Source organism: Pseudomonas sp. HMWF006 (assembly GCF_003061205.1).
Taxonomy (GTDB): Bacteria; Pseudomonadota; Gammaproteobacteria; order Pseudomonadales; family Pseudomonadaceae; genus Aquipseudomonas; species Aquipseudomonas monsensis.
On record NZ_QAIU01000425.1, the window covers coordinates 1 to 3,504 of the forward strand.

The following is a 3,504-nucleotide window of genomic DNA, read 5'->3' on the forward strand; positions in this document are numbered from 1 at the left end:
GAGGATCGCGGTATCGGCTGCGCCATCGGCCGTACCGGGCGCAGCATGGTTATCACCCAGGATGAAATCCGGACGACTGGCTTGCAGGCCGGTGAAATGCTCGGCAAAGCCCTGACTGGCGAGCAAGTGATTGAGGTCGGCAAGTTTGATCGAGTCGCCGACGATTACATCATTACCGCCGTTGCCTTGGGCGACGTCGTCGCCGCTGCCGCCAATCAGCCAGTTCTCGGTGGCGCTGCCGATCAGGCCGGCCGTCGGATTGGCCGGCACGGCACTGTTGGGCCGACTGTCACTGAAGCGCGAACCGATCAGTCCTTCAATGTCGGTGAGCAACGCGTTGAACGGCTGGAACAGCACGCCAGTACCCGGCGCGGCGACGATGTTCTGGTTGTTCAGATCCGCCGCCGCATCCAGCGCGATGTTCACATCGCTGAACGCGGCAATGTCGAAGCCGACATCGCCAATGGCCTCATCGCCGTCACCTTGGCCGGGAGCACCACCGAGCCCCGGCAGCAAAATGTCGTCGCCGGCACCGCCGAACTCCTGGTCGCCGGTGGAACCGCCGGAAATGATGTCGTCGCCGTCTTCGCCGAACAGGATGTCCGGGCCGTCACCACCATAGATTTCATCGTTGCCGTCGCCGCCATGCACCAGGTCGGTGTCGCCACCGGCATCGATGTAATCGTTACCGGCACCACCGTAGAGCTCGTCGATACCGGCTTCACCGTAGAGATGGTCGTTGCCGTTGCCACCGATGACCACATCCAGGACGCCGGCACTGGTCCCGGCATAAATGGTGTCGTCGCCATCCCCGCCATCGAGGAAGTCTTCGATGTCGCCACCGTAGATCACGTCGTTACCGGCGCCACCGTAGATATGGTCGGCACCCGACTTGCCATCGAGGATGTCGTCGCCACCCTCGCCATAGATCGTATCGTCGCCGTCGCCGGCATCCAGCCAGTCGTTATAGTCGGTACCGACCAGCACCTCGTGGGAGTTGTAGCCTACGGCTGCGGTGCCGTCAGGGTTCTGGCCCTGATCCGGCCGGTAGTCACGGATATAGGTTTGCGAGGTATGGGTTTCCGGATTGCTCAGGCTCACCAGCAAGCCGTTGCCACCGATCCCGCCAACGCCACCGGTGGAATAGACGCCCAAGTGGTTGGCTTCGATCAGCGTGCCGTACTTGTGCTCGCTCTTGTACGCGGTCGGACTGGCGCCCGAGTCGGTGTAACTCAACTCGATGTAGCTGTCGGCATAGCCAAACACATCCCCGGCCAGGTGCCGTGCGTCGGTGGTGCGTTCGATGATGTCCTTGAACTGCTCGGTGACCACCTGCTCGTTGAGGTTGGTCATCGCCGGCAAACCGAGGTCGAGGCGGAACAGGTAGTAGAAACGGTCACCGTCCATCAACCGTTCCATCTGATCCTCGAAGATCGCATTGAAGGTGGTCCCCAGTTGCCCGGTATAGACGTGCTTTTCCGCCAGACCGCCGATCCATAGATCGATCGCGTTGTAACCGTCATAACCGGCCACGTGATTGCCGGCAGGATCGGCTGCGCCGGAGAGGAAATAGGCCGCTTGCTCTGCCGTCACACTGCCACCGGCGTAGTTGGTGGTCACGCCCGTCGCATCGGCATCGATGATCGCTTGGGCGTGCGCCACATCACCGTCGAACGAATAGGCCGCGATGAAGTTCACCAGCGACTCGGGGTGAATCATGTTGTTGGCGAAGTCACTCCAGCTGGTATAGGGCGTCAGGCCGTCGACGATCAGGTTAGTGTGGTGCTGCGCACCGGCCGGCGAGGCCCGTTCCGCGATCAGCGCATCGTGGATCTGCTGCCGTGCCTGGTTCAGGGTTGGCAACCCCAGATCCCGACCACGCGCCAGGTTGATGGTCGCCAGGTCCAGTGGCTGGCCAAGCAAGCCTTGTTGCAACGCCGGGGTGACGAACTCATCGATTTCGTTGCTGATCTGCCGGGTCATGCCCAGCGCAATTGCGGTGGGTCCCACTTCGGCAAAACCGCCCGGATTGAGAAACGCCTGCTCCAGCGCATAGTGGGTGATCGCGCCGGTCAGGTCGTAGCCACCACTGGCGTTTTTTTCCAGCGCATCAATGGTCTCGCGCAGTTGCGAGTGGCCGAAGCGGAATGCGGCCTGACCGTACTCCAGCGAGATATTGGTGTTGATCCCCGAGTCATAGGTGACGAATTCGGGCAGATCCGGCGTGATCAGCCGGGCGTACTGGTCGATCGCCACGTGCTGGTATTCCATCTCCACGGTGAGTTTGGCGGCGTAGAACAATTTGTCCTGATCCCAAGACACCGTGACGCCGTCGGCCAGGGTGAAGTTGCCATTGGCGTCGCTGTAAAAACCGCCGCTGCCATTGCTGATCTGCACTTGCCAGTTGTGCCGGACATTGACGTCAGTCTGGCTCAGCACTTCGTTCTGCAGGTTGATCAGCTGCACATTGTGATCTTCGTGGAACACGTGATGGATCGCCGTGAGACCGAAGTTTTCGTTCACCCGTCCGTCGCCGGCAATGTAGTGATCGCCCACCGATTGCAGCAACAGTTCGTTGGCCACTGCGTAATCGGCACTGCCCGCTGCCGCGCTGATGGTGAAATCAGCAAAGTTGACGAAGTTGAACAGATTCTTCGGCCCGGCATTATCGTAATTGACGACCATGCCGTAAGGGTTGTTGGCATCGAAGGTGATGCTGGTGATGTGCGCGTCCAGCGACATCAGTCGGGCCTGGTCGATGTGCGCATCATCGAAGTGCGGGTTCATGTCCAGCAACAACGCCTCACGGGTGTACACCGCCTGCACCCCAGCGGTGTTGGGATCGGCATCGAGCACATGACCATGGGCATCGCGCACGCGGAAGTTGGCGATGTCGTCCCAGGTCAGATCATCACGACCGGTGGCCAGCACATGGGCGCGCAATTCGCTCAAGGTCGGCAGGGTCTGGTGGGTCAGTACGCCGTTGAGTGTCCAGGCGGCTTCATCGCTCAGGGTCGTGCCATCGAACAGCGCCGCGCCGGCAATGAATTGCCCCGGGTGATTGGGATCGGCCACCCACTGGCGCAACAACTGCGTGACCGCGTCATTGGAGCCGTAGGTCTGGTTCTGATCGATGTAGGGCGAGTCGAGGTTGACGTACTGCGCCTGCCCCTGCCCGTCCACTTCAGCCACGGAGGCCCGGTGGACCTTGATCGAATACACCGGCTGCCCATCCGGACCGATCGTGCCGTAGAGCGGATCGTCCGGCGCCAGCGGAATGGTGATCGTCGCGTTCTGGTTGGGCTTGTTGATGAAGTCCAGGCCGTGGTCGAAGAATTGCCCGAACAGGGTGAACCAGCCGGTGGTCGACGGATCGCCTGACACGGTGTTCTGGTTGCGGATGTAGTACTGGCCGGAGTCCGGCGCACTGGTGTCGACTTCACCGATGGTGCCGAGAATGCCCGGATCGGTGACGATCGCCACGCCCATGGCGGTGTGCTGGAT

Annotated in this window: 1 protein-coding gene; it reads right to left on the reverse strand. The window is 61.2% G+C overall.

Features of this window, described 5'->3' with window-relative positions:
* The coding region (locus DBR24_RS17855) for a peroxidase family protein (protein WP_305889063.1) at window positions 1-3,504 on the reverse strand (3,504 nt) is incomplete at both ends.